Below are 25,015 nucleotides of genomic sequence, written 5' to 3' on the forward strand. Positions count from 1 at the left end.
CGTTGTCACGGGGTCGCGAGGCAAGCCCGCGCGCCTGCGTCACTCAGTCGTCGCGGTGGACCTTTTCGCGACGCTCGTGCTTTTCCTGGGCTTCCAGCGTCATGGTGGCGATGGGGCGCGCGTCCAGACGCTTGAGGCTGATCGGCTCGCCCGTCATCTCGCAGTAGCCGTATTCGCCGTTTTCGATCCGGCGGAGCGCGGCGTCGATCTTGGCGACCAGCTTGCGCTGGCGGTCGCGGGTGCGCAGTTCCAGCGCGCGGTCGGTTTCTTCGCTGGCGCGGTCGGCCAGGTCGGGGACGTTGCGGGCGCTGTCCTGCAGGTTGTCGATCGTCTCGGCCGACTGGCTGAGCAGTTCCTGCTTCCAGGTCTGCAGCTTGCGGCGGAAGTATTCGAGCTGCCTTTCGTTCATGAAAGGCTCGTTCTCGGCGGGGCGATAATCATCGGGAAGAAAGACTTCGGCCTTCATCTGCCTTCTCTCCTTGGGGCCGGATCGCTCCGACAGGTGAGCTTCTGTCATCGCGTCCTCCTGCTGGCGGTGCATCTATCCCATGGCCCCCGGATTGTCACTAGCGGTTGCGACAATTTCGGGGCCGGACTAGGGTGCTTTCGCCCCGCTTCACAGAGCCTTGACAGACCGATGAAATTTGCTTCCACGACGGATTATGTCGCCACCGATGAACTGGCCGTTGCGGTAAACGCGGCGGTGATGCTGGAACGGCCGCTTCTGGTGAAAGGCGAGCCGGGGACCGGCAAGACGGAACTGGCGCGGCAGGTGGCGGCGGCGCTGTCGCTGCCCCTGATCGAGTGGCATGTGAAGAGCACAACCAAGGCGCGCGAGGGGCTTTACGAGTACGACGCGGTCAGCCGGCTGCGCGACAGCCAGCTGGGCGATGCGCGGGTGCATGACGTGCGCAACTACATCCGCAAGGGGAGGCTTTGGCAGGCTTTCCAGGCCGAGGGCCGCGTGGTGCTGCTGATCGACGAGATCGACAAGGCGGACATCGAGTTTCCGAACGATCTGCTGCAAGAGCTGGACCGCATGGAGTTCACCGTCGAGGAGACGGGAGAGGTGGTGCGGGCGCGGCACCGGCCGGTGGTGATCATCACGTCGAACAACGAGAAGGAGCTGCCCGACGCCTTCCTGCGGCGGTGCTTCTTCCACTACATCCGGTTTCCCGACATCGACACGCTGAAGGCCATTGTCCGCGTGCATTTCCCCGACATCAAGGACCGGCTTCTGACCGCGGCACTGGTGCAGTTCTTTGAACTGCGCGAGACGCCGGGTTTGAAGAAGAAGCCCTCGACCAGCGAGGTGCTGGACTGGCTGCGGCTGATCCTGGCCGAGGATCTGGCGCCGGAGGATCTGCGCGCCGAGCCGGGCGCCGTGCTGCCAAAGCTGCACGGCGCGCTGTTGAAGACGGAGGCCGACCTTCACCTGTTCGAGCGGCTGGCCTTCCTGAACCGCGGCGGGCGCGGCTGAGACGTCACTGCCGGGGATCGGCACCTTCGGGGGCCACGGCCAGCGGCGGGGTGAAGCTGTCGGCGATGGCCTTCCAGTCCACGAACTTGAAGTTGGTCGAGGCCACTTCGCCGTCGAGCCCGTTCAGATCGCCGGCATAGCCGTCCTGGGTGATGAACAGGCCGTTCGGGAAGCCGGGCAGCGCCATGGCGATCACATCGGCGCCGTCGCTTTCCTGAACGGCGTCCATCGCGCCGCTGGCAGCGACACGGAAGGACCCCAGAAGCTCGGGCGCGGTGCCGCCAAGGCGGAACACGGCGAAGCTGTCATCGTAGGGCGCGTCGGCCAGGGGCGCGTCGCCATGGGCGCCGCCCTGGCTGGAGGCCAGAAGATACCGCGTGCCGTCGCCGCCGTACCAGATGGTCAGCCCTTCGACATCGCGCGCGATCACGCTGTCCTCGTTGCGGAAGCTGGAGCCGGCCGCGCCGCGGGTTTCATAGACCAGCACCGGTTCGCCGCCCGTCACGGGAACGGCCCAGATGCCCACGTCTTCCTGCCCCGTGTAAAGCGTGCCGGTGGTGCGGTCGATCACCGAGCCTTCGAACTGGTTAGACCAGTCCTTTGCCGGGTCTTCGTCGCTCTCGACGGTCAGATCCTGCCCCTTGTGAGTGGCGGGCACAGAGAATTCGTGGTCCTTGACCGCCTGCGCGGTGCCGTCGGGATTGGCCTGCAGCTTGAACAGACCGACCACCGGCTGGTGGCGCTGAGTTCCGGCGATCCAGAGCGTGTCGCCGTCCTTCCAGGTGGTCAGGCCATAGACGGTGTTCTGGTCATCCAGCGGGTTGTCGACCGCAGCGCCGGACTCCGGGCGGGTGGGGAAGGCCCGGCCTGCCGCAGGGGCGGTGATCTCGGTCAGGGGGGCGTCACCGGCGGCGATCTTCCAGATGCGGATGATGTCCAGGCCCCGGTCGGAGCCGATCACCAGATCTGCGGTGCTGCCGTCGCCAAGGGTCACGCCATAGGCCACGTCCACATTGTTGATGCGGCCATCCTCGGCGGGAAGCACGGTCTGAACCAGCGCGCCGGTCAGGTCATAGACGCGGACACCGCCGTTCTTCACGGCAGTGACAACCAGGCTTTTCGCCGGATCGGCGGGATCGACCCAGATTGCCGGATCGTCGGCATCGGCATCTGCGTCGGCCTCGGTCAGCACCGGCGTCTGCAGGGTGGGCGCGACGTCGGCCACCTCCCAGGCGAGGGTGGCGGTCGGCAAGGCGGCGGCAAAGGCAAGAAGGGACAGGCCGGCACGGAACATCTGGGACTCCTGAAGCGTTGTCCCCGCGCCTTAGGCCCTCTGACTGACAGCCCCGTGACAGATGGGTAACGCCGGGATGACCGTCGCCCCTCCAAGGCAGCAAGAGGCGAATCGTGGAGGCGCAAGCCGGCAAAGGGCGCCCGGCTCCGCCACAATTCCGTCTGGCTTCGGGCACGTTGCCGCCACAGGTTCGCAGCGATTGCCTAGCTGTGGCGAAACATCGGGTTCGTGGCGCAACAGATTGTATCTGAAAGCAAAGACACTGCCCATGTCTTGACACAATGCCGCCGCGATCCCGACACTCGCACTTTGTTCGCTGATCCAAGGCGCGACGATGCCATCGCAATACCCCGAACTGCCCGGAGCCTGTGCCTTGTACCAGTTGCCTTCTGTTGCCGGTGCTCCCACCGGTTCCGACCCTGTGGTCCCGGTCCGCCACTTGCCTCGGTTTGTGTCCATGAGTGCTGCGCTGCTTCTTTCGGCCTGCGCCGGAACGACGCCTGACAGCGTCGGTGTAAGCCGGACCCTGCCCGAGGCAGCGGAGTTCAACTTTCCCCTGCCCCCGGCGACGCGATTTTCCGGCGGGCCGGTGGAACCGGCGCGGCGGTCGAACGCGCAGATGGCGCGCGACTTCCTGGACCTGGAGTTCCAGATGGAAAGCGGTCGTCGCGTCGAACGGCTGACGCGGTTCGAAGGGCCGGTGACGGTGGCGATGGCGGGCGATATCCCGCCCTCGGCCGCAGCCGACCTGGACCTTCTGATCGCACGTCTGCGGAATGAGGCGGGGATCGACATCAGCCGCGTGGGCTCCGGCCCGGCCTCGATCACCGTAGAGTTCCGTCCGAAGGCGCAGTTGCAGCGTTTTGTTCCGACAGCCGCCTGCTATGTGGTGCCGAATGTGACCGGGTTGGCCGACTACCGCGCCAAACGTGGCAGCGCGGCGGTGGACTGGACGCGGATGGAGGTGCGAACCTCGGCCACGGTCTTCGTGCCGTCGGATACGTCGCCGCAGGAGGTGCGCGACTGCCTGCACGAAGAGACAGCGCAGGCGCTTGGGCCTCTGAACGACCTCTATCGCCTGCCGGATTCCGTGTACAACGACGACAATTTCCACACCGTGCTGACCGGCTTCGACATGCTGATGCTGAAGGTGCACTATGCACCGGAGTTGCAGAGCGGCATGACCGAGACCGAGGTCGCGGCTGTCTTGCCGGGCGTCATTGCCCGCGCCAATCCGGCAGGCGGCGCGGTGGGGGCGATCCCCGCCGGGTCAGCCACCCCGCGCGACTGGACACAGGCCATCGAGACCGCCTTCGGCAGCCGAGCGGCGCTGGACCAGCGTCAGGCTGCGGCACGGCAGGCGGTGGCGATCGGCCAGGCACAGGGCTGGCGCGATACGCGCATGGCCTTTGCCTGGTTCGCGCTTGGCCGGTTGACCACGGGCACCGACCCGGACCTTTCGGCCGATGCGTTCCGCTCTGCCAAGACGATCTATGCAAGCCTGCCAGGCTGTTCCGTCCATGCCGCCCACGCCGACATGCAGATTGCGGCCTTCGATCTGTCGCGCGGGCGGTTCAGGGAGGCGCTGGCGCTGGCGGACGGGGCGATACCGGCAGTGCGCACGGCACAGAATGCGGCGTTGCTGGCGACGCTGCTGCAAATCCGCGCCGAGGCGCTGGACGGTCTGGGCAGGACGGCCGAGGCACAGGCGGCGCGGGCAGAAAGCCTGGGCTGGGCACGCTATGGCTTTGGCTCGGATGTCGAGGTGATGGCGCGGATGGCTGACATCGCCGCCCTTGCGGCTGCGGGGCGCCGCGGCTAACAGACCGCCGGGCCACAGCGGACCGGGAGATGCAGGATGATCGTCATCGGGGCAGCCATTCTGGGCGTGCTGATCGGCGCGTTGACGGCGCGGCGGCGCGGCGGGCGGCTGGCCGACATCCTGCAATATGCCGCGGGCTATGGCATCGCCTTCACGCTTCTGGGCCTGTTCGCCACCATCGTGATCGAGCGGTTGGCGGCCTGATCGGCCTGCCTTGACCGCGCCGGCCGAAGCCGCCACGCTGCCTGCGCATCTTCGGGGGACGCAATGTTCCTGCCCTTCTTCCTGACACTGCGTCGCACCGGCGTGCCGGTGTCGCCGCGCGAGTACCTGGCCTTCCTGGAGGGGGTGGCGGCCGGGCTGGTGACGCATGACGTCACGGGCTTCTACCACCTGGCCCGCACGGCAATGGTGAAGGACGAGCGGCACCTGGACCGGTTTGACCGCGCCTTTGCCGAAGCCTTTCGCGGGCTGGAGGACATCTCGCCCGAAGCGGTGCTGGAGGCGCTGGACCTGCCGGCGGACTGGCTGGCAAAGCTGGCCGAGAAGACGCTGACGGCGGAAGAGAAGGCGGCGGTCGAGGCGCTTGGCGGGTTCGATGCGCTGATGGAGACGCTGCGGAAGCGGCTGGAAGAGCAGAAGGGCCGCCACCAGGGCGGCAGCAAGTGGATCGGCACGGCGGGGACCAGCCCGTTTGGCGCCTATGGCTACAACCCGGAAGGGGTGCGCATCGGCCAGGCCGAAAGCCGCAACAAGCGGGCGGTGAAGGTCTGGGACCGGCGCGAGTTTCGCGATCTGGACGACCGGGTGGAGATCGGGACACGCAACATCCGCGTGGCGCTGCGCGCCTTGCGCCGGTGGGCAAGGGACGGTGCGGCAGAGGAACTGGACCTGCCCGGCACGATCCGGTCCACAGCCGAGCATGGCTGGCTGGACGTGCAGACAAGACCGACACGGCGCAACGCGGTGAAGGTGCTGCTGTTCCTGGACGTGGGCGGGTCGATGGACGGGCATGTGCGGGTGGCGGAAGAGCTTTTCAGCGCGGCGCGGGCCGAGTTCCGGCATCTGGAGAGCTTCTATTTCCACAACTGCCTGTACGAGGGTGTCTGGCGTGACAATGCGCGGCGGTGGGACGCGCAGGTGCCGACCTGGGACGTGCTGCGCACCTATGGGCCGGACTGGCGGGCGATCTTCGTGGGCGATGCGGCGATGAGCCCCTACGAGATCACACATCCGGGCGGGGCGAACGAGCACTGGAACCGCGAGGCGGGTCAGGTCTGGCTGGAACGCGCCTGCGCGCAATGGCCGGCGCATCTGTGGATCAACCCGGTGCCCGAGGCGCACTGGCGGCACAGCGCCTCGACCGGGATGATCGGCAGCATCTTCGGCGGACGCATGGTGCCGATGACGGTGGACGGGCTGGCGCGGGGCATCCGGATGGTGAAGGCATGAGGCGGCTTTGGGCCAATCACCGCAAGCTGGTCATCGCCTTCGCGGTGATGGTGGTGCTGGCCGCAGGCTTCCTGATCCGGGGCTTTGTCCTGGTTCCGCCGCGCGGTGATCCGACGCGCCCGGTGGCGGCCTGGATGACGCCGGGCTTCGTCGTGCATACCTACCACATCCCGCCAGATGTGGTGGGCGAGATCCTGGGCCTGACGCCCGGTGAACACAGGCGCCAGACCATTGCCGAGATCGCCACGGCGCAGGGTGTGATCGTCACCGACCTGTTGGCAGAGCTTCAGGCCGAGGTGGACGCGCACCGCCCGCCGGGCCTGCCGCCGGGCGAGCCTCCGCCCGGACCGCCGCCGGATGGTGGCGAATGATCGCGGAATGGTCGCAAACCGCGCTGGCCCTTGTGCCGGAATGGGGCGGCTGGCTGATCCTGTCGGTCACTTTCCTGTCCTGTCTGGCTTTCCCCCTGCCCGCCTCGCTGGTCATGCTGGCGGGCGGGGCCTTTACCGCCTCTGGTGACCTTTCGTTGATCGTGGTGGCGGGGGCGGCGCTTCTGGGAGCCGTGGCGGGCGACCAGGTGGGCTATGCGCTGGCGCGGGCTGGCGGCGGGCCATTGTGGGAACGGATGGCGGCCCGCCCGGGGGCCGGGGCGCTGATGACGCGGGCGGTGGCGGACCTGGCGCGACGGGATCTTCTGGCGGTCTTCCTGTCGCGCTGGCTGTTTTCGGCGCTCGGGCCCTATGTGAACCTTGCCGCCGGCATGACGCGGCTGGACTGGGGGCGCTTTACCATCGCCGGGGTCGCGGGCGAGGCGGTCTGGGTTTCGATCTATGTCGGGCTCGGCTTCGCCTTTGCGGCGCAGATCGACGAGATCGGCGCCGCGATGGCCAACGTGGCCGGCGGCCTGGGCGCCGCGGCGGTGGCTCTGGTTCTGGGGCGGATGCTGTGGCGCGCGGCGCGGGACGAGCGGGACGAAGGCGGCACGAGGCAGGAGGATAGCGCATGAGCGAGACAGAGGCCGGTGGCACGGGCCTGAAGCTGGCCTTTCTTCTATGTCTCGGGCTGGGGCTTGGATTGGGCGTCCAGGCCACCTGGCGCATCGCCAGCGGCACGGGCTTTGCGCCGGACCCGATGGCCGACTGGATGACACCGGCCCATGTCTCGGCGGTGTTCGGCATTCCGCCAGCGCGTGTGGCAGAGGTCCTGGGGATCACGGGCGCCCTGCCCTTCGCCTCATTGCGCGACCTGGCCGCGGAACGGGGCGAGACCTCGGACGCGCTGATCGCCCGGCTGCAGGCCGAGGTGCCGTGATGGAGACCCTGATCCACGAAGCCTATGCCGCGATCCCGAAGCACGGGCCGGTGGTTATGTTCTTGGCGGCGCTTCTGTCCTGCGCGGGCGCGCCGATCCCGACTTCGGCGATGATGCTGGCCTCGGGCGCGCTGATCGCATCGGGAGACATGGCGCTGGCCACTGTGTTTGTGGCGACGCTGGTGGGCGCGATGATCGGTGACCAGATCGGCTTCTTCGCCGGACGCTTTGGCGGTGCGCCGCTGTGGGAGCGGCTGCGCGCCCGGCCGCGCCTGTCTGCGCCCTTGGACCGGGCAGCGCAAGAGTTGGACAAGCGGGCCGAGATTGCCGTGATCATCAGCCGGTTTCCGCTGTCGGCCATCGGGCCCTCGGTGAACCTGGTCGCAGGCTCTACCGGGGTGAAGTGGAGCCGCTTCACCCTGGGAGTAGCGATCGGCGATACGGTCTGGGTCGTGATCTACCTCGTGGGCGGCACCTACTTTGCCGACCGGGTGAAGGCACTTGGCACGACAATGACCTCGCTTCTGGGGGCCATTGCGGCACTCGCCATCGCGGCGGCGCTTGGCCATCTGATCTGGCGGCGGCGCAAGGGCTGACGCCTTGGCGAGACCCGCGCCCGATCCCATATTGTCCCCATGCTGAAGTTCCTACCGCTCGTACTGATGTTGCTTTACGGCTTTGCCATGCTGCAGTTTTCGGCATGGCGGACCGCTCGGATGCTGGACACGCGGTCGCGCCCGCTGACCGACCCGGAACTGGTGAAGGTGTCGGAACGACTGGCGCAGGCGCTCGACCTGCCGAAGATCGCGGTGAATGTCTTCGACGTGCCCGCGATCAACGGGCTGGCCGCGCCGGACGGGCGCATCTTCCTGACGCAGGGGTTTCTGGACCGGCATCGCGCCGGGGCAGTGACGACCGAGGAACTGGCCTCGGTCATCGCGCATGAACTGGGCCATGTGGCGCTTGGCCATTCCCGGCGGCGCATGATCGATTTCACGGGGCAGAACGCAGTTTTCGTCATGCTGTCAGCGGTGTTGGGACGGCTGATCCCCGGCCTGGGCGTGCTGCTGGCGCGTGGGCTTTCGACAGCACTGATGGCCGGCCTGTCGCGGCGCGACGAGTACGAGGCAGACGAATGGGCCGCAGCCCTGCTGATCAAGTCGGGGATCGGCACGGCGCCGCAGAAGTCGCTCTTGTCAAAGCTCGGCCACCTGACCGGCGGGGCGGGCAGCGGCACGCCGGCTTGGCTGATGAGCCATCCGGCGACCGAAGACCGCATCGCGGCGATTGCCGCCAAGGAAGCCCGCTGGATGCAGGCCGACGGCTAGACCGAAACCTCGGCCCTCAGCACGTCCTTGGACAGGTCGGCCTTGGTGCCCGACATCGACACCGATCCGCGCCGGAAAACATAGAAGCTGTCGGCCAGGCCATAGGCGAATTCGAAGTACTGTTCGACCAGCACGATGGCCATGTCGCCCTTGTTGCGCAGGTAGCCGATGACGCGGCCGATCTGCTGGATGATGTTGGGCTGGATGCCCTCGGTCGGCTCGTCCAGAAGCAGGACCTTGGGTTTCATGATCATGGCCCGGGCGATGGCAAGCTGCTGCTGCTGGCCGCCCGAGAGGTCGCCGCCCCGCCGGTGCGACATGTCCTTCAGCACCGGGAAAAGCTCATAGACCTCGTCGGGCACACGATGTTCGGACTTGGGCAGCACCGAGTAGGCGGTTTCCAGGTTCTCGCGCACCGAAAGCAGCGGGAAGATCATGCGCCCCTGCGGCACGACGGACAGACCGCGCCGCGCCATGTCCTGGGCGGCCAGTCGGGGCAGGCTTTCGCCCGCCAATGTCACCTCGCCGCCCGAGCGGGGATGGGTGCCGGCCAGCGCCTTCAGGAAGCTGGTCTTGCCTACGCCGTTGGTGCCCATGATGCATGTGACTTCGCCGGCCTTCGCCTCGAAGTCGATGCCATAGAGGATCTGGCTTCCGCCATAGTGCAGGGTCAGGCCCTTGGTCGTAATCATCCGCCGCGCCCCAGATAGACTTCGATCACCTGCGGATTGGCCGTCACATGGTCCAAGGACCCTTCGGCCAGCACCGCGCCTTCGTGCAGCACCGTCACCCGGCAGTTCAGCCGCCGGACGAAATCCATGTCATGTTCCACCACCACCACGGCCCGGGTCTTCGCCAGATCGACCAGAAGCCGGGTGGTATGCTCACGTTCGGCCAGCGTCATGCCGGCGGCGGGTTCGTCCACCAGCAAGAGCCGCGGCTCCTGCGCCAGCAACATGCCGATTTCCAGCCATTGTTTCTGGCCGTGCGACAGTTCCCCCGACTTGCGGGGCAATTGATCGCCCAACCCGACCTCAACCGCCAATTCCTCCACCCGCTTGCGGTCGGCGGCTGTCGCGCGCCAGCCCAACACGCGGAAAGGCGACCGCGGGGCCTTCAGCGCCATCATCAGGTTTTCCGTGACGGTCTGGTCCTCGAACACCGTGGGACGCTGGAACTTGCGTCCGATGCCGGCCTGGGCGATGCGGCTTTCGGACATCGACAGGAGCGAGATCGACTTTTCGCCCCAGAGAACCTTGCCGGTGTCGGGCCGGGTCTTGCCGGTGACGATGTCCATGAACGTGGTCTTGCCGGCGCCATTCGGGCCGATGATGGCCCGCAATTCCTGCGGGCCGATGGTGAAGGACAGGTTGTTGATGGCGCGGAAGCCGTCGAAGGTGACGGAGACGCCGGAAACCTCCAGAAGCGCGGTCATTGCTGGGCCTCCTTCTCCTGGAGCGACCCGTCGTCGGGACCAAGCGGTGCGCCCTTGCGGTCAGGGGTGCGGATGCCTTCCAGCCAGTCGAAGATGCCGGCCAGCCCCTTGGGCGCGAACAGCGTGACCAGCACGAAGGCCAGCCCGAGCAGCACCTGCCACCAGTCCACCCAGTTGATGGTGTAGAAGCCGAGGTCGATGGAGGGCGCGCGGCCGCCGGTGAACCAGCTGGACAGAAGCGAGACGAAGGCCGCGCCGATCACCGCGCCATAGAGGCGCCCCCTGCCCCCGATGGCCACCCAGACTGCCAGGTAGATCGAGGCGATCGGCGCAAGCTCGGCCGGGTTGATGATGCCGGCCTGCGGATAGTAGAGCGCGCCGGCGATGGCGGCGATCATCGCGGTCATGGTGAAGACGAAGAGCTTGAAGCCCTCGACCGGATAGCCGAGGAAGCGCACCCGCGCCTCGTCATCGCGGATGGCGCGGATGACCGAGCCGAACTTGCCCGAGACGACCCAGGCCAGCATGGGATAGGCAAGACCAAGGGCCAGAGCCGAGGCCCAGAAGAACCAGATGGACAGGCGGTCTTGACTGACATCGCCAAGGCCGGGGATGTTCTGAAGCCCGGAAAGCCCGTTGTTGCCGCGAAGGCCCGAGTCGTTCTGGAAGAGCCAAAGCGCAAGGGCGAGCGTCATCGCCTGCGTGAGGATGGAGAGATAGACGCCGGTGACACGCGAGCGGAAGGCGAGCCAGCCGAAGACCAGCGCCAGAAGGCCGGGGATCAGCAGGATCAGCAGCATCTGCAAGGTCAGCGAATGGGCGAAGGCCCAGACCGGCGGCAGTTCGGAGGAGCCGACCACGCCAAAGATCTGCGTGGCGATGCCGTTCCGGATCTCGTCCGCCGTGGGCGGGATCACGTCGGCGGACATGGCCTGGATCACGATTTCCTCGGTCCGGGCATACATGAGCCACATGCCGATCATGTAGCCGCCGATGGCGAAAAACGCCATGTGGCCAAGCGACAGGATGCCGGTATAGCCCCAGACCAGATCCATCGCCAGGGCCACGAGGCAAAGGCAGAGCGTCTTGCCCAGCACCTTTACGAAGGAGGTTGAAACGAATGCGATTCCATAGGCTTCCGAGAGGAAGGTCACGGATAGCGTGAAGATCGACAGCACCAGCAGGAACCACAGGACCGAAGGGTTGCGCGACAGGAAGCCTTTGGTCATCGGCTCAATCCCCCGCCGCGCGGCCCTTGAGGGCGATGATGCCCCGTGGGCGGAACTGGATGAAGAGGATGATGAACAGGATCATGTAGGTCTGCGCCGCCAGCGTGTTCGAGGGGTTCAGGAACTCGATCCCCTTCTGCAGGAAGCCGATCATCGTGGCGCCAAGCAGTGCCCCCCAGATGTTGCCGACACCGCCCACGATCACGGTCATGAAGCTTTGCACGATGTAGTCCTGCCCAAGCTCGGACGTGACCTTGGCGAAAAGCCCGATGGCGACGCCCGCGATACCGGCGATCCCTGACCCGATGCCGAAGGTCAGCATGTTGATGCGACCGGGATTGATGCCCATGGATGCCGCCATGGTCGGGTTCTGCGTCACGGCGCGAACCTCCAGCCCGAGGCGGGTGCGCTTCATCAGCCAAAGGAAGAAGCCCAGGAACAGAAGGGCGAGGACGAAAATCGCGATGCGGATGTAGGAGATCGACACCACGTCGTTGAAGCTGAGCGCCCCGTCCAGCCAGGACGGCGCGGTCAGCGGCCGGGCCTGGGTGCCGAAGATGTTCTTGGCAAGCTGTTGCAACGCGATGGATATGCCGAAGGTGGCAAGCAGCGTTTCAAGCGGGCGCTTGTACAGGTGCCGGATCACCAGCCGTTCCAGCGCCACCCCGGCAAGGAAGGTCACGGCAAAGGCCAAGGGCAGTGCCACGAGGATCGAGGCGGTGTAGTCGCTGATCCAGAGTTGGGTGACATAGCCGGTGTAGGCGCCCATCATGATGAACTCGCCATGCGCCATGTTGATCACGCGCATCACGCCGAAGGTAATGGCAAGGCCGATGGCGGCGAGGAAGTAGATCGAGGCGAGCGACATGGCGTCCAAGGCAAGGTCGGCCGCCTGCATGAGGCCCAGCTGAAGCTGGATCTTCTGCAGCGCAGCCGCGGCGGCCTCGGTCACGGCAGGATCGGGCTCGGCATAAGTCTCCAGGAAGGTGGCGCCGGCAATGGCGGCCGCCACTTCGTCCGGCGTGGCTGCGGTCGGCACCGTCCCGGCGGCTTCCAGCGCAGTGTAGGCGCGGTCGCGGGCGGCAGGATCGGTCAGCTCGGCCACGGGCACGCCGCCCACCGCTCCATCAACGATGTTCGCGGCCAGAGCGGCTTTCTGATCGGCCAGGCTGAGACGGGGCGCGGCCAGACCGGCCGCAACGAGCAGGTCGAAAGCCTCGTCTGCCGTGAGGTCGCGGCCAACGGTCAGGGTGCGGGCAACGTTGGTGCCCTCGGGCACATCGCCCTGCGCCGCAATCCGCGTCGTGGCAAGGATCGGGTTCAGCGCGCCGCGCAGGTCAAGGCTGGTATCGGCGCCAAAGCTGTCGATCGCCGTGACACGCGCTGCGCTGTCGGGATCGAAGCGCAGGGTCAGCAGGCGTTCCAGCCGTTCCTTCTGCGTCTTGAGCACCGGATCGGTCTCGCCCTCGATCGAGGCACGCAACGGCTCCAACGTTTCGGGCGCGGGGTCACGGGCGATGGAATCGAGCGCGGCGGCGCGGGTGGCGCGGTCGGGATCGGACAGGGTGAACTGTACCAGCGCAGTGGCGATCAGGCCGCGAACGCCGGCATTGGGCTTGAGGATCGTCAGGTCGGACGTCACAAGCGGACCAACCACCGAGCCGGCCGGATCGGTGATCGTGTCACCGTCGATGATGACAAAGGCCCCATCGGCCTTGCGCACCGCCAGGCGCCGGTCGGCCCAGGCGGACAGTACGGCCGCCGCGGCAGGATCGCCAGATCCGGCAAGCGCGGAGATGACCGGACCGATCGTCTGGCGCGAGGGCTTTTCCACCTGCGCGGCATTGGCGGCAAGGATTTCGGCGGCGGTCTCGGCTTTCGCGGGCAGACCGAAGCCGATCGCCAGCGCGGCGAGAAGGGAAAGCAGAAGCTTGCGCATGGGGATCCCGAAGGGAAAAGGCGGGAGGGGGCCCGATGCGGCCCCTCCCCTTTCGCGTCAGTAGTTGGACTTCAGCTGGACACAGGTCTTGGTGTCCTTGTTGTACATGCCACAGTTCAGAGTGACCCAGTCGGACTCGAGCACAGCCGATTCCGGCAGATAGTCGGTCCAGGCGTCGCCGGGCACCGGCTCGGTCTGGCTGATGATGTCGAACTGGCCATCCGCACGGATTTCACCGATCAGAACCGGCTTGGTCAGGTGGTGGTTCGGCAGCATCTCGGCGGTGGAACCGGTCAGGTTGGTGACCTTCTGGCCGACCATGGCGGCGACGACCGCGTCGGTGTCGGTGGTGCCGGCCTTCTCGACCGCCTGCACCCACATCTTGAAGCCGATGTAGGTGGCTTCCATCGGGTCGTTGGTGGTGCGCTTGTCGTTGCCGATGAACTTGTGCCAGCTTTCGATGAAGGCCTTGTTTTCCGGCGTATCGGCCGACTGGAAGTAGTTCCAGGCGGCGAGGTGACCGACGAGGTTCGAGGTGTCGAGACCCGAAAGCTCTTCTTCACCCACCGAGAAGGCGACGACAGGGATGTCCTCGGCCGAGATGCCGGCGGCGGCGAGTTCCTTGTAGAAGCCCACGTTGGCATCGCCGTTGATGGTGGAGATGACGCCCACCTTCTTGCCGTCGGCGCCAAGCGCCTTCACGTCAGCCACGATCTTCGACCAGTCGGAATGGCCGAAGGGGGTGTAGTTCACGAAGATGTCTTCCTTCGGGATGCCCTTCGAGATCAGGTAGGCTTCCAGGATGTTGTTCGTGGTGCGCGGATAGACATAGTCGGTGCCCAGAAGCGCAAACTTCTGCACGCCCAACTCCTCGATGAAGTAGTCCACCGCCGGGATCGCCTGCTGGTTCGGCGCGGCGCCGGTGTAGAACACGTTCTTCGAGCTTTCCTCGCCTTCGTACTGCACGGGGTAGAACAGCAGGCCGTTCAGTTCCTCGATCACCGGAAGCACGGACTTGCGGCTCACCGAGGTCCAGCAGCCGAAGATCACGGCCACGTTGTCCACCGTGATCAGTTCACGCGCCTTTTCGGCAAACAGCGGCCAGTCGGAAGCCGGGTCGACCACCACAGCCTCCAGTTTCTTGCCAAGCAGACCACCCTGGGCGTTCTGCTCTTCGATCATCATCAGGACGGTGTCCTTCAGCGTCGTTTCCGAAATTGCCATCGTCCCCGAAAGCGAGTGCAGGACACCGACCTTGATCGTGTCCTCTTGCGCCCAGGCTCCGCCCGCAAGGCCAAGGCTGATCGCCCCGCCTGCCAGCCAGGTCTTCCAGTTGGTCATCACCATCCCCTGTTTCAGGGCCGCCACGGGGCCTTTCCACGGCTGGAAAGGCCGCCTAGATTGAGGCGGCAACGTTGTTGCACCCGTGCGGTGGTGGGTGGACTTCCATATCGTCCCGCCACCGCACACCCAGTCTCCCGGAGTCATCCAGGCAAGCATGAAGTCACGACAGGGTGAGCATCGTCGCAAGCGCCGCGCGTCCGACGGTCAGGCTGCGCAAAGTTGCGGCAGGAAAATGATGCATTCTTGGGCAGTCATTTTCGCTGCGGCGCGGAAAAGAGGCGGCGACTGTCACGGCGGACCGAGTCGCGCCAACCGGCGACACGCGGGGGCGGGTTGATTTCCGCCCCGGTCCCGGTGTCTCTGTCAGGACACTGCGCCAAAGGGACAGAATGCAGCCGCGGATCGTGCCAGCCCTGACCGTGACCCAGGCCGAGATTCCGGGACTGGTGGCGGCCATGCGGATCACCGCCTATCCCGTGGTGGTGCGGTCGTACCGGGCACAACGGGGCGGCGGTTTCGGTGACCAGGAGCGCCATCCCCATACCTGGACCGTGCTTCTGCAGGTGGATGGGGCCTGGGCGCGGGTCGAGTCGAGCCGCGGGCTGGTGCGCGAATGGGGCAGCCTCGACCGGCTGGAGCGGTGGCTCAGATCCAGCGGGTTCCGCAGCTTCTGGCTGCAGAACGAGTTGGACAGCGATGAGGACGACCTTCCGCCCTATGGCTTCAGCGGGCTGAAGTAGCGGGCCGCGATCAGCCGAAGGACCGCTTGAGCAGTTCGTCGATCTCGGCCCTTGCGGGCATCGAGGGTGCCGTGCCAGGGCGGGTGACAGAGATGCCGGCCGTGGCGCAGCCCATGCGCACGGCGTCCAGCATCCCCCTGCCCTCGGCCAGGGCGACGGCAAAGCCACCGTTGAAGGCATCGCCCGCGCCGGTGGTTTCCACCACGGGACCGGCGCTGATGACCGGGACATGGAAGCTTTGCGTCCGGTCGCGGTACAGCGCGCCCTTGTCGCCCAGGGTCATGACCACGGCGCCCACCCCGCGCGCCAGCAGCGCATCGGCAGCGACCTCGGCCTCGGCTACAGAGGTGACGGGCAGGCCGGTGAGGGCTTCGGCTTCGGATTCGTTGGGCGTCACGAAATCGCAGAGCCCCAGCAGGTCGTCGTCGAGCGGCGCGGCGGGGGCGGGGTTGAGGATGGTCTTTGCGCCCCCTGCCCGCGCCAGTTCCAGCGCGCGGCGGGCGGCGGGGATCGGCTGTTCCAACTGGGTGATGAACACCCCGGCGCCACGGATCAGATCGGCCTTTTCCTCGACATCTTCCGCTGAGATGCGGCTGGCGGCGCCGGGCGAGATGATGATGGCGTTGTTGCCGGTGGCGGCCTCGATGAAGATGTAGGCCGCGCCGGTGTAGCTTGCGGCATCTACCTTGACCTGGGGCGTGACGCCGCCCTTCGCCCATGTGGCGCGGGCCATGTCGGCGAAAGGGTCGGCGCCGAGGCGGGTGATGAAGTGGACGTCGCCCCCTGCCATGGCGGCGGCGACGGACTGGTTCGAGCCCTTGCCCCCCGGGCCCAGAACGAAGCTGTGGCCCAGGATGGTCTCGCCCATCTTCGGCTGGCGGTCGGCGCGGTAAGCGGTGTCGGCGACAAAGACGCCGAGGATCACGATGGGCTTCATCTCAGGCCTCCGGAGGGATCACGCCCATGCGCAGCATGAAGCAGCCGTAGAACCGGCGCTCACCGGTCTGGATCACGGCGTAGGCCTGCCGTGCGAGGTCGTAGAAGGCGAAGCGCTCGACGCTGGTCATGGGGCGCGAGCGGCCTTCGGCGGCGTCGATCTCGGCCTGCACCTCGATCTGGACCGGGGGCCGTTCGGCGGGGGCGCCGACCACTTCCATCCGGGCGGCGAAGTCGGGGACAAAGGTATCCAGCGGATAGACCGAGAGGACCGCCTGCGCGGCCTGGGCGGCGGTCAGGTTGTCCATCCGCAGGGGGCGGCCCAGCACGGTGGAGCGGGCGATGGTATCTGCCGGGAAATTGGTGTCGGCCAGGATCAGCATGTCGCCGTGCCCCATGGCGCGCAGCGTTCCCAGAACCTCGGCGGTGAGCCGGGGGTCGATTCCCTTGAGCATGTGTCCCTCCCTGAACCTTGGGAAGGTTTCCCCGGTGGCCTTGCCGGCGTCAAGCGGCGACAGGGGCGTCCGAGCTCGGACGCCCGGCCACATTCAGTCTTTTCAGTGGCTTGCGAAGCCGAATTAACTTGGACTTCATACTTTTCGACACGCGAGGTGTGGTGAAGGCGGCGGGTTGGTTCAGCGTTGCGCGCAGCTTGGGCAGATAGATGCCGGTGACACGGTGCCGGGCGGCGATCAGGTTGGCGGCTTCCGAAGAGGTCCGGATGGCGTTGACGGAGTCGGTCGATCTTGCCCGCATGGGCTGGTCCCCGGATTGCTGCCGAAAGCATCGTCAAGTGAGCACCGGTCATGCCGGGGATGCAGTCCCGTTGCGACGGCTCCAACGGCACAATCCGCGCAAGGGCGCGGGTGCGACAGACGCAAGGGTTTGCGGGGAAAAGGATCAGGCGCTGTGCTCAGGCGGCGGAGGGACGGGCGTTCCCTCATCGGCAGCACCTTTCGGTGGACCCCGCGGACCCCGACTTTCCGCTGTCGCCGCAGGGATGACCGATAACTTGGCTCAGCTTGCGAAGCAATGGCGCTGGAGCTCTGAGCTGGGGCTGGGGCTGGGGCTGGGGCTGGGGCTGCATGGCAATTGCAGACGGCCTCCTCAAGTCCTACTGTTGAAGGGCACCACAGAAACACTGCGTCATAAGCAGCACGGGTCAGGCCGTCGAGTACTGGGGTGCCTTGCCGTGGCGTTGGCAAGATTCGGGGACGCACCGACACATTCCAGCGCGCAAAAGCCCGACCGGAAACCGCCTGGCGACACCCCCGCGCCGCACTTCGAAAATCAAACAGAAACGCGGCGAGTTCAAACGAGGTTGGCAATGTGCCACCATATTGACCGCCCCCCGACGGAAAAGCCTGCCAGCGGCCCTCCTGTAGCGTCTGCCGAGCGGGCGGGTTCCAGGCGCCGGAATGACAAAGGGCGGAACCTCGCGGCCCCGCCCTTGCGTTCAGTGCCGGCGCGCGTCACGCGGCCTTGGGCTTCGCGGGCCGGGACTTCCACGCCTTGAAGGCGGTGATGACCTTGCGCGCGCCGTCCATGGTCAGGAAGCGCAGGCTGTCCACCTTCCGGGCCTTCTTCATCCAGCCGGTGAGGGCTTCATCGTCGCAGACGGCCGCCCTGAGGATCTCGCGTCAAAACTCGCGGATCGGTTCAGGCTGCGCAAAGGTGGCCATCGCGGAAGACCGCGGGCGTCGTGCACCATGCCTGGACTTAACACTTCACGGTGCGGGAGGCAGGGCCGGGGGCGTGGTGCGAGCGCGCTCAGGGGTCGATCCGGAACAGCTTGTCCCGGCTGGTCGCCCCCCGGACCAGCACCAGCCGCGAGGGAGCGATGCCCAGGGCCTGGGCCAGAAGCTTGCGCACCGCCTCGGTGGCCTTGCCGCCTTCGGCCACCTGGGTCACCTGAACCCGCAGACCGCTTTCGGCCAGGCTAACCGCATTGCGGCTGGCCCCCGGCGCGACCCGCACCGCGAGTTCGGCCCCCGGAACGGCCAGATGGGCCAGTTCCCCGCGCGCCACCTCAGCCCATCCTCAGCCCGACATCCAGCATCCGGTTGGAAAAGCCCCATTCATTGTCATACCAGCCGAAGACCCGCAGCATGCCCCCGCCCACCGCCCTTGTCTCGGGGCAGGCCATCACGATGCTTTCGGGCCGGGCGCGCAGGTCGGACGAGACCAGGGGCTTGTCGGTCGCCCCGATCACCCCGCCCGCCGCCCGGAAAGCCGCGTTGACCGCCGCCACCTCTGCCGGCCGGGACGTCATGACGCAGAGGTCCACCGCCGACACGCTGGCCGTCGGCACCCGCACCGCCGCCGCCTGGATGCGCCCGGCCACAGCCGGCAGCACCTGGTCCAGGAGCCGCTGCGCCGAGGTGGTGGTGGGCACCATCGACAGCGCAGCCGCCCGGCTGCGCGCCGCATCCGCCGCCGGGGCATCCACCGTGGGCTGGCTTCCGGTGTAGCAGTGGATCGTGGTCATCCAGCCCGAGACCACCCCCCACTCCGCCTCGATCAGCTTGACCAGGGGGGCAAGGGCATTGGTGGTGCAGGATGCATTGGAGACGATCTTCTGGCCCGCCAGCGCCGCGTCATTCGCCCCCAGCACCACGGTCAGATCTGCCGCCCGGCTTGGCCCCGAGACCAGTACGCGCGCGGCACCCGCCGCCAGCCCGCGCCCCGCGACCTCTGGCGTATCTGCCCGGCCGGTGCATTCCATCACCAGGTCCACGCCGGACAGATCCAGCGTCGAGAGGTCCGGTGCGCGGTGCAGCGGGATCGCGCGGCCATCCACCACGAGCGCGCCGGGATCGAGCGTGACGGTGCCGCGCCAGGGGCCGAAGACCGAGTCGTATTCAAAGAGATAGGCACACATCTCGGGCGCGGCGATGTCGTTGATCCCCACGACCTCGAGCCCCGGCCAGCGCCCCGGCGACAGCGCCCAGGCCCGCAGAACCGACCGGCCGATCCGGCCGAACCCGTTGATGAACACGCGCATGTCTGGTCCTCCCGGCGGGAGACAGATCACGCGGCAATGCCAAGGGCAAGTCCCGCGCCTACCAGCTCTTGCCGCGGGCGGCGACGCGGATCAGCCGTTCGACCTTGCCGCGCCGCAGGCCGACGATCCAGTCGTGCAGGTTCACCGTGGGGTCGCAATGGCCGGGGATCAGCCGCAGCTTGTCGCCGGGTTTCAGCTGCCGGGCGGGGTCGCTGAGCGTGCCATGCTCATCGGAGGCCCCCTCGTAGACGACGCACTCGACGCCGCTGACCAGGGGCAGACCGGAATCCACCGCCAGCGACTTGAGCCCCGCATCGCAGACGGCCCGGCCCGGAACCGGCGCGCTCATCACCCCGGTCAGGACAAAGAGGGCCTGTTCGAATTCGGGGCCGATGGCGCGGGTGTAATCGGCGTCCATGAAGGCATAGGAGCCGCATTGCAGTTCGGTCCACAGGCCGCTGGCCGCCTCGTGCGCGAAGGTGCCGGTGCCCGCTCCGGTGACGACCGGACAGGGGATGCCCGCCGCCTTCAGCGCCGCCAGCACGGGTTTCAGCCGGGCTGCGGCCGAAGCGATGGCCTCTTTCCGGGTGGCGGCGTCGGGCAGGTGCTGGGCCGCGCCGTGATAGGCCTGGATGCCGGCGAAGCGCAGGCCCTCGCTCTGGCGGATCATGTCGGCCAGGGCCACGGCCTCGTCCGGGGTCTGCACCCCGCAGCGCCCGGCACCGACATCCACCTCGACCAGAAGGCGGAGCGTCGCGTCCTGGCGGAAGGCGGCCGTGGCCGCGGCCTCCACGCCTCCGGGATCGTCCACGCAAAGGGCGACCTTGGCGCCGCGCGCGAGCCGGGCCAGGCGGTCCAGCATCGCGGGCTGGCGGACCTCGTTGGACACCAGGACATCCAAGACGCCGGCGCGAACGAAAGCCTCGGCTTCACTCACCTTCTGGCAACAGATGCCGGTGGCGCCAAAGGCCAGTTGCCGTTCGGCCACCCATGGCGACTTGTGCATCTTGCCATGCGGGCGAAGCTTCATTCCCGCCGCATCGGCGCGGTCCTGCATCTTGCCCAAGTTGCGTTCGAAGGCGGCGAGGTCCAGCACCAAGGCGGGTGTCAGAACCTCGGCCTCGGTCATGCCAGGTCGGGCAGGAACGTCAAAGCCGAAGTCGAGGGTATCTGGCGAGGTCACTGGCGTTCGTCCGGTTTGCTGCCCGAGCATGGCCGAAGCACAGGCGATTTGCCAGCCTCCGCGCCTTCGCGTCAGGCAGCGCGCGCCTTGCGGGCCTGGGCATCCAGATGGCGCACGAGGCCGGCGTCGAGGCTCAGGCGGGCAGCCAGCCCTTCCAGATAGGCGCGGTCGGCCGGAAGGTTCGGGTCCACCAGAAGGGCGGAGGTGGTGTAGATCTCCACCGCCTCTTCCTCGCTGCGGGCCAGGGCGGCCACGGCATCGAGGTCCAGGGGCGCTGCGAGTTCTGCCTGGATCACCGCCTGCGCGGCGGGGTCCAGTTCGGCCGCCCGCATCCGTTCGGCGATGGCGGCGCGTTCGGCCTCGGTCACATGGCCATCGGCCTTGGCGGCGGCGACGACGACCTTCAGCATCCGCTCGGCCCCGTCATCCGAGGCGGCCACGCCCGGCGGCATCACCATGTCGCGCAGGTCTTCCAGGGCATCGGTGACGCCGGCCACCGGGTCCTTGCCGGCCTTCCAGTCGGCATAGGCCTTGGCGGCGACATGGCCCGCCACCGCGGCCCCGCCGACGCGCATCAGCCCCGCCAGACCGCCGCGCCCGCCCATGAGCACGCCCAGAAGCCCGCCGACCACGGCGCCTTGCGTGCCGGTGGATTGCTGGTCCCAGGTGGATTTGGCGCGCTGGCCCAGATCGGACCCGGCCTGGCGCAGGTCGCCCGAGCCTTTCAGAAGCGAATCGAGCAGGGATTTCATGTCGGCCATCACATCCTCCTATGCAGGTCGCGCGCCTTGCTCATCTGGGGACGCGCCGCCCGGCCGGCAAGGCGGCACGGTGGCGCGAGCTGGGGGCGCGGGACGGTCAGCCCCAGCCACCGCCGCCGGGTGTCAGCATCTCGAAAACCGCGCCTTCGGGCAAGTCGCGCTGATCGTTGCCCTTCAGCGGCTCCTCGCGCCCGTCGGGCCAGATCACCCGGTTCACGCCCAGGGCGCCGGGGCTGCCGCCGGCCATGCCGAAGGGCGGGACGAGGCGGCTGGAGCAGAGGGTCGTGACCGTCACGGGTTCCAGGAACCGCAGGCGCCGCACCGTGCCGTCGCCGCCAGGCCAGCGCCCTGCCCCGCCCGAGCCATGGCGGATGGCGAGGCTTTCCAGCCGCACCGGGAAGCGGCGTTCCAGGATCTCCGGATCGGTCATGCGGGTGTTGGTCATGTGGCTTTGCACGGCGGCGCAGCCGGGAAAACCGGGGCCGGCGCCGGTGCCGCCGCAGATCGTTTCGTAGTTCTGGAACCGGGCATTGCCCCAGACGAAGTTGTTCATCGTGCCTTGCGAGGCGGCGAGCACGCCAAGCGCGCCGTAGAGCGCGTTGCAGGCGGCCTGGCTGACCTCGGTATTGCCGGCGATAACCGCCGCGCCGGCATGGGGGTTCAGCATCGAGCCCTCGGGCAGGATGATGTGCAGGGGCTTCAGGCAGCCTTCGTTGAGCGGGATGGCATGGCCCACCAGCGTGCGGAAGACGTAGAGCACCACGGCCCGGGCGATGGCCCTGGGTGCGTTGTAGTTGCCGGGCTGCTGTGCGGAGGTGCCGGAGAAGTCGATCACCGCCTCGCGCGCGGCGTGGTCCACCATGACGCGCACCACGATCTCGGCGCCGATGTCCATCGGATAGCGGAAAGCGCCGTCCTGGAGGCGCCCGATCACCTGGCGCACGCTTTCCTCGGCATTGTCCTGGACATGGCCCATGTAGGCCGCCACGACATCGGCGCCGTAGTCTTGCACCACTTTCAGAAGCGCCCGGCGCCCGGTTTCGTTGGCGGCCACCTGCGCCTTGAGGTCGGCGATGTTCTGGTCCACCGCCCGGCAGGGCCAGGGGCCCGATGTGAGCAGCGCCCGCGTCTCGGCCTCGCGCAGCCGGCCGGAGCGGACCAGCGGGAAGAGGTCGATGAGGATGCCTTCCTCGGTGATGGAGGTGGAGTCCGGGGGAGATGAGCCCGGCGTGCGGCCGCCGATATCGGCATGGTGCCCGCGCGAGCCCAGCCAGAAGGCCGGCCGCCCCTCGACAAAGACCGGCGAGACCACCGTGACGTCCGGAAGGTGGGTGCCGCCCTGGTAGGGGCTGTTCAGCATGAAGGCGTCGCCCTCGCCCACCCTGCCCTCGGTTTCGCGTATCACGGCCTTCACCGCGTCCGACATCGAGCCCAGGTGCACCGGCACATGCGGCGCGTTGGCGACCAGATCGCCCGAGGAATCGAAGATCGCGCAGGAGAAATCCAGCCGTTCCTTGATGTTCACGCTCCAGGCCGTGTTGGCGAGGGTCGCGCCCATCTGTTCGGCCACCGACATGAAGAGGTTGCCCATCACTTCCAGAAGCACCGGGTCGGCTTTCGTGCCGGCAACGGTCGGGCGGGCAGCGGCGTGGGTGCGTTCGAGGATCAGGTTGCCCTGCCCGTCCACCCGTGCCGCCCAGCCATCCTCCAGCACCACGGTCCCCGTCGCCTCGCGGATGATGGCGGGGCCGTCCAGCCGGGTGCCCGCGGGCAGGCTGGCGCGGTCGTAGAGGGGCACATCGCACCAGACCCCGCCAAAGCGCGCGTGGACGCGGTCGATCATGCGGGGAGAGTCCGTGCCGGGTGGCGGCGGCACGGCGCTGCGGTCGCCGCCGCCGATGGCCTCGGCCGCCAGCATCTCGACCACGATGCCGCGCTCGGGCGAGGTGAAGCCGAACCGGGCCTGGTGCGCCGTCTCGAAATCCGCCCGCATGGCAGGGGCCGGGCCGAAGGGCACCTCCAGCGCCTGATGCGAGCCCTGATAGCGCAGATGCGCCCTCACCTCGACTTCTGCGCTGCCGACGCCCTGCGCGGACAGATCGGCGCGGGCGGCTTCGGCCAGCCGGTCGGCGGCTGGCGCAAGATCAGCCTCCAGCGGCAGGTCAAGCTGCGTCTCGTGCAGGGCGCGCAGGTCGGCCAGACCCATGCCGAAGGCCGACAGCACCCCGGCGAGGGGATGAAGAAAGACCCGGCTCATGCCCAGGGCATCGGCCACGGCGCAGGCGTGCTGGCCTCCCGCGCCACCGAAGCATTGCAGGGTGTAGCCGGTCACGTCGTGGCCGCGCTGCACGCTGATCTTGCGGATGGCATTGGCCATGTTGTCCACGGCGATGCGCAGGAAGCCTTCGGCCACGGTCTCGGGGTCTTGCGGGGCCGCGCCGGTGGCGGCCGCGATCTGGCGGGCAAGGTCGGCGAAGCGGTCGCGGACCACGGCGGCATCCAGCGGCAGATCGCCCTTGGGGCCGAAGATGGCGGGGAAATGGTCGGGTTGCAGGCGGCCCAGCATGACGTTGCAGTCGGTCACGGTCAGCGGACCGCCGCGGCGATAGCTGGCGGGACCGGGATTGGCGCCGGCGCTTTCCGGGCCGACCTGATAGCGGCCATCGCGGAAGGCGCAGATCGAGCCGCCGCCGGCGGCGACGGTGTGGATGTCCAGCATGGGTGCCCGCATCCGGACGCCGGCCACCTCGGTCTCGAAGCTGCGCTCCAGGGTGCCGGCATAGTGGCTGACATCGGTGGAGGTGCCGCCCATGTCGAAGCCGATGAGCCGGGAGAAGCCCGCCGCCTCGGCGGTGCGGACCATGCCAACGATGCCGCCGGCGGGGCCGGAGAGGATGGCGTCCTTGCCCTGGAAGCGGTGTGCCTCGGTCAGGCCGCCGTTCGACTGCATGAAGAGAAGCCGGCCGGTGGCGCGGCCAAGGTCGAGCGCGCCCTCGACCTGGGCCACATAGCGGCGCAGGATGGGGGAGAGATAGGCGTCGACCACCGTGGTGTCGCCGCGCGCCACCAGCTTGGCGAGGCCGGAGATGCGGTGGCTGAGGCTGATCTGGGTGAAGCCCTCTTCGGCCGCGATCTCGCCCGCCCGCGCCTCGTGCACCGGGTTCAGCCAGGCGTGGAGGAAGGCCACGGCCACGGCGCGGATGCCGGTCGCATGGGCAGCGCGGAGGGCGGCCCGCAGGCGGGGCTCGTCCAGCGGGGTGATCTCGGCGCCCGTCGCGTCCAGCCGGCCCCTTGCCTCGGCCACTTGTTCGTGGAGGAGGTCGGGGCGGCGGACGTGGAGGGCGAAGAGATCGGGGCGGGCCTGGGTGCCGATGCGCAGGAGGTCGGCGAAGCCTTCGGTGATGAGGAGGAGGACCCGCTCGCCTTTGCGTTCCAGAAGGGCGTTGGTGGCGACCGTGGTGCCCATCTTGACCGCCGCCACGGCCCCGTCGGGGATGGGTTGGCCGGGGGCCAGCCCCAGACAGTCGCGGATGCCCTGCACGGCGGCGTCAGGGTAGCGTTCGGGGGCCTCGGAGAGGAGCTTGAGGGTCGTGATGCCGCCGTCGGGCCGGCGGGCCACCACGTCGGTGAAGGTGCCGCCCCGGTCGATCCAGAATTCCCAAGCCTTGGCCATGTCGCCCCCTTCGGTTCCGCCCCATGGGTCGGGCAGGCGGGCGGCGAGGTCAAGCCCGGATGCCAGGGCGCGGGGCGTCGACGC

General features: G+C 67.9%; 26 protein-coding genes. 10 read left to right on the forward strand and 16 right to left on the reverse strand.

What is annotated here, in order from left to right:
* Window positions 1–43 precede the first annotated feature (43 nt).
* Window positions 44–466: an RNA polymerase-binding protein DksA gene (dksA, locus tag JO391_RS09075; RefSeq protein ID WP_220664505.1), complete on the reverse strand. Its 423-nt coding sequence runs from the start codon at window positions 464–466 to the stop codon at window positions 44–46.
* A gap of 171 nt (window positions 467–637) precedes the next feature.
* Between dksA and JO391_RS09080 the strand changes: the two genes are divergently transcribed.
* A complete protein-coding gene (locus tag JO391_RS09080) occupies window positions 638–1,480 on the forward strand; it encodes an AAA family ATPase (protein WP_220664220.1) in 843 nt (280 codons plus the stop codon).
* 4 nt (window positions 1,481–1,484) lie between these two features.
* Here the strand turns inward: JO391_RS09080 and JO391_RS09085 are convergent, their stop codons facing one another.
* Complete coding sequence (locus JO391_RS09085) at window positions 1,485–2,774, reverse strand: phytase (protein WP_220664221.1); 1,290 nt, start codon at window positions 2,772–2,774, stop codon at window positions 1,485–1,487.
* A gap of 457 nt (window positions 2,775–3,231) precedes the next feature.
* Between JO391_RS09085 and JO391_RS09090 the strand changes: the two genes are divergently transcribed.
* The 8 genes from JO391_RS09090 (at window position 3,232) to JO391_RS09125 (ending at window position 8,687) form a co-directional block, all read left to right on the forward strand.
* Complete coding sequence (locus tag JO391_RS09090; protein WP_220664222.1) at window positions 3,232–4,596, forward strand: DUF2927 domain-containing protein; 1,365 nt, start codon at window positions 3,232–3,234, stop codon at window positions 4,594–4,596.
* Between the two features lie 36 nt (window positions 4,597–4,632).
* Window positions 4,633–4,800, forward strand: a complete 168-nt coding sequence (locus JO391_RS09095) for an apolipoprotein acyltransferase (protein WP_220664223.1) — start codon at window positions 4,633–4,635, stop codon at window positions 4,798–4,800.
* A 63-nt stretch (window positions 4,801–4,863) separates the two neighbouring features.
* On the forward strand, window positions 4,864–6,048 hold the full coding sequence (locus JO391_RS09100) for a vWA domain-containing protein (protein ID WP_220664224.1): 1,185 nt from the start codon (window positions 4,864–4,866) through the stop codon (window positions 6,046–6,048).
* The gene (locus JO391_RS09105) at window positions 6,045–6,419 is read left to right on the forward strand and encodes a hypothetical protein (RefSeq protein ID WP_220664225.1); all 375 of its coding nucleotides are present in this window, start codon (window positions 6,045–6,047) and stop codon (window positions 6,417–6,419) included. Before JO391_RS09100 ends, JO391_RS09105 begins: the two co-directional genes overlap by 4 nt.
* Window positions 6,416–7,054, forward strand: a complete 639-nt coding sequence (locus tag JO391_RS09110) for a DedA family protein (RefSeq protein ID WP_220664226.1) — start codon at window positions 6,416–6,418, stop codon at window positions 7,052–7,054. Before JO391_RS09105 ends, JO391_RS09110 begins: the two co-directional genes overlap by 4 nt.
* The gene (locus JO391_RS09115; protein WP_220664227.1) at window positions 7,051–7,359 is read left to right on the forward strand and encodes a hypothetical protein; all 309 of its coding nucleotides are present in this window, start codon (window positions 7,051–7,053) and stop codon (window positions 7,357–7,359) included. Before JO391_RS09110 ends, JO391_RS09115 begins: the two co-directional genes overlap by 4 nt.
* Window positions 7,359–7,955 (forward strand): DedA family protein, encoded by a 597-nt coding sequence (locus JO391_RS09120; RefSeq protein ID WP_220664228.1) that lies wholly within the window; start codon window positions 7,359–7,361, stop codon window positions 7,953–7,955. Before JO391_RS09115 ends, JO391_RS09120 begins: the two co-directional genes overlap by 1 nt.
* Window positions 7,956–7,994: 39 nt before the next feature.
* On the forward strand, window positions 7,995–8,687 hold the full coding sequence (locus JO391_RS09125) for a M48 family metallopeptidase (RefSeq protein WP_220664229.1): 693 nt from the start codon (window positions 7,995–7,997) through the stop codon (window positions 8,685–8,687).
* On the opposite strand, the gene urtE is transcribed toward JO391_RS09125, so the two are convergent.
* Genes urtE through urtA form a run of 5 tightly spaced genes read right to left on the reverse strand, consistent with a single transcriptional unit; the run spans window position 8,684 to window position 14,631 of the window.
* Entirely contained in the window at window positions 8,684–9,379 is a 696-nt protein-coding gene (gene urtE / locus JO391_RS09130) for an urea ABC transporter ATP-binding subunit UrtE (RefSeq protein ID WP_220664230.1), read from the reverse strand. The two genes, JO391_RS09125 and urtE, sit on opposite strands and share 4 nt — an antisense overlap.
* Window positions 9,376–10,122: an urea ABC transporter ATP-binding protein UrtD gene (urtD, locus tag JO391_RS09135; RefSeq protein WP_220664231.1), complete on the reverse strand. Its 747-nt coding sequence runs from the start codon at window positions 10,120–10,122 to the stop codon at window positions 9,376–9,378. Before urtD ends, urtE begins: the two co-directional genes overlap by 4 nt.
* Window positions 10,119–11,351, reverse strand: a complete 1,233-nt coding sequence (gene urtC / locus JO391_RS09140) for an urea ABC transporter permease subunit UrtC (protein WP_220664232.1) — start codon at window positions 11,349–11,351, stop codon at window positions 10,119–10,121. Before urtC ends, urtD begins: the two co-directional genes overlap by 4 nt.
* A gap of 4 nt (window positions 11,352–11,355) precedes the next feature.
* A complete protein-coding gene (urtB, locus tag JO391_RS09145) occupies window positions 11,356–13,290 on the reverse strand; it encodes an urea ABC transporter permease subunit UrtB (RefSeq protein ID WP_220664233.1) in 1,935 nt (644 codons plus the stop codon).
* Window positions 13,291–13,347: 57 nt separating this feature from the next.
* On the reverse strand, window positions 13,348–14,631 hold the full coding sequence (urtA, locus tag JO391_RS09150) for an urea ABC transporter substrate-binding protein (RefSeq protein WP_220664234.1): 1,284 nt from the start codon (window positions 14,629–14,631) through the stop codon (window positions 13,348–13,350).
* 392 nt (window positions 14,632–15,023) lie between these two features.
* Here urtA and JO391_RS09155 point away from each other — a divergent pair, with 392 nt between their 5' ends.
* Entirely contained in the window at window positions 15,024–15,374 is a 351-nt protein-coding gene (locus JO391_RS09155) for a hypothetical protein (RefSeq protein WP_220664235.1), read from the forward strand.
* Window positions 15,375–15,384: 10 nt separating this feature from the next.
* Here JO391_RS09155 and JO391_RS09160 read toward each other — a convergent pair whose 3' ends face one another.
* The 9 genes from JO391_RS09160 to JO391_RS09200 all read right to left on the reverse strand — a co-directional run bounded on the left by JO391_RS09160 (window position 15,385) and on the right by JO391_RS09200 (window position 24,931).
* Window positions 15,385–16,311, reverse strand: coding sequence for a ribokinase (locus tag JO391_RS09160; protein WP_220664236.1), 927 nt, complete (start codon window positions 16,309–16,311; stop codon window positions 15,385–15,387).
* Window position 16,312: 1 nt separating this feature from the next.
* Window positions 16,313–16,765, reverse strand: a complete 453-nt coding sequence (locus tag JO391_RS09165) for an RbsD/FucU family protein (RefSeq protein WP_220664237.1) — start codon at window positions 16,763–16,765, stop codon at window positions 16,313–16,315.
* 49 nt (window positions 16,766–16,814) lie between these two features.
* Window positions 16,815–17,066, reverse strand: coding sequence for a hypothetical protein (locus JO391_RS09170; RefSeq protein WP_220664238.1), 252 nt, complete (start codon window positions 17,064–17,066; stop codon window positions 16,815–16,817).
* A 716-nt stretch (window positions 17,067–17,782) separates the two neighbouring features.
* Window positions 17,783–17,899 carry a hypothetical protein gene (locus JO391_RS09175; RefSeq protein WP_220664239.1) on the reverse strand — a complete coding sequence of 39 codons (117 nt, stop codon included), beginning with the start codon at window positions 17,897–17,899 and terminating at the stop codon, window positions 17,783–17,785.
* Window positions 17,900–18,080: 181 nt separating this feature from the next.
* On the reverse strand, window positions 18,081–18,338 hold the full coding sequence (locus JO391_RS09180) for a DUF167 domain-containing protein (RefSeq protein WP_220664240.1): 258 nt from the start codon (window positions 18,336–18,338) through the stop codon (window positions 18,081–18,083).
* 1 nt (window position 18,339) lies between these two features.
* Window positions 18,340–19,314 carry a type I glyceraldehyde-3-phosphate dehydrogenase gene (locus JO391_RS09185; protein ID WP_220664241.1) on the reverse strand — a complete coding sequence of 325 codons (975 nt, stop codon included), beginning with the start codon at window positions 19,312–19,314 and terminating at the stop codon, window positions 18,340–18,342.
* 58 nt (window positions 19,315–19,372) lie between these two features.
* Window positions 19,373–20,527 carry a DSD1 family PLP-dependent enzyme gene (locus tag JO391_RS09190; protein WP_220664242.1) on the reverse strand — a complete coding sequence of 385 codons (1,155 nt, stop codon included), beginning with the start codon at window positions 20,525–20,527 and terminating at the stop codon, window positions 19,373–19,375.
* Window positions 20,528–20,568: 41 nt separating this feature from the next.
* On the reverse strand, window positions 20,569–21,258 hold the full coding sequence (locus JO391_RS09195) for a tellurite resistance TerB family protein (protein WP_220664243.1): 690 nt from the start codon (window positions 21,256–21,258) through the stop codon (window positions 20,569–20,571).
* 97 nt (window positions 21,259–21,355) lie between these two features.
* Window positions 21,356–24,931 (reverse strand): hydantoinase B/oxoprolinase family protein, encoded by a 3,576-nt coding sequence (locus JO391_RS09200; RefSeq protein WP_220664244.1) that lies wholly within the window; start codon window positions 24,929–24,931, stop codon window positions 21,356–21,358.
* Between the last annotated feature and the right edge of the window lie 84 nt (window positions 24,932–25,015).

Source organism: Neotabrizicola shimadae, from assembly GCF_019623905.1.
In the GTDB taxonomy this organism is placed as follows: Bacteria; Pseudomonadota; Alphaproteobacteria; order Rhodobacterales; family Rhodobacteraceae; genus Neotabrizicola; species Neotabrizicola shimadae.